1 protein-coding gene is annotated in these 1256 nt (G+C 62.7%); it reads right to left on the bottom strand.

The features are described from left to right. Window positions 1-118: 118 nt before the first annotated feature. On the bottom strand, window positions 119-1231 hold the full coding sequence (locus ACTWP9_RS36630) for an IS701 family transposase (RefSeq protein ID WP_443250640.1): 1113 nt from the start codon (window positions 1229-1231) through the stop codon (window positions 119-121). Between the last annotated feature and the right edge of the window lie 25 nt (window positions 1232-1256).

Here is a 1256-nt window from a genome sequence, read left to right as displayed (position 1 = left end):
CTGACGCGGGCTCGGGCTTGACTTCTTCTTCGCCATAAGGACCAAGCGAGTACGTGCTGGATGCTGTGACGGGCGGGAAAGAGGACTCGGTTGAACAGTCGCCGGGCCTCGTTCATGGTCACGGGTATGAGAGATCGGTCGTTGCCGGTTTCTGGATCCCCTTTTTTGCCTCCACCCGCAGGACGGCGAGGAGGGAAAGGGCGGCCATGGAGAGAGTTATATGCCGGTACCATGCGGTATAACCGCGGACCTGGTAGTGATCGAGCCCGGTTTCGTTCTTCGCGGTCTGAAAACACTCCTCAACCATCCATCGTGATCCCGCAATCCGCGCAAGATCCTCCAGCGATGTTCCGGCTGGACAGAAGCAGATGTAGTAGGCGATGTCCGTAGGGTCGGTGGTGCTGCGCCGTGCCAGCAGCCAGTGATCCCAGCCCTCGCGCCGCCAGGGACGAATCGCTGCTGCGGCCCAGTCGTATTCGCGTGGTCCGTGAGCACCGTCGCCGCAGCTCACGCGTGCCCACGCCTCGCCGGGCAGCTCACCGATCAGCTTGTGTGCGCGGGCCTGACCGAAGAACTCCATAGTCATGACCATCTGGGATTTCGGGACCGCAAGTACATGAGGGATGTCATGTTCCTCGAGCCAGACACGAATCCTGCTTGTCTGCCCGTAGAGTTCATCCGCGGTCACCCACCCGAACGGAATGCCGACCTCCACGGCACGCCTCAGCATGCGCAAACCCAGGTCAGGCTTCGTGGTGAACTCGACATCATCGCCGATGCCGGCCGACCGGCAGCGCTCACGGTCCGACGTCCATTCCTTCGGGAGATACAACTCGCGGTCGATCAGCGACCGCCCCTTCCCGGACCCATAAGCCAGGAAAACTCCCACCTGGGAGTTCTCGATCCGCCCGGCCGTTCCTGAATACTGCCGGGCCACGCCGGCCGACCGGAGACCCTTCTTGAGAAATCCAGTCTCATCGAGAATGAGAATTCCCCGCTCAGGATCCCCGAGATGCTCCACCACCGCATCGCGGACGTCATCACGCATGGCATCGGCGTCCCACAGATAGTGGTTCAACAGCCGCTGCATGCCCTGAGGGCCACCGTCACCGACGACCTCTGCCAGGGTCCAGCCGTTCTTCCGCTCCGTCTCGCTGAGCAGTCCCCGCAGGTAGGACACCATCCGCCGACGGGGCTCCACCCGCCCGAACCGGCCCGCGAACCGCGCCACGAAGTCATCAAATGCGCCTGACCAA

Source organism: Streptomyces sp. 3N207 (assembly GCF_052246355.1).
GTDB lineage: Bacteria > Actinomycetota > Actinomycetes > Streptomycetales > Streptomycetaceae > Streptomyces.
This window is presented reverse-complemented; position numbering and strand designations above follow the sequence as displayed.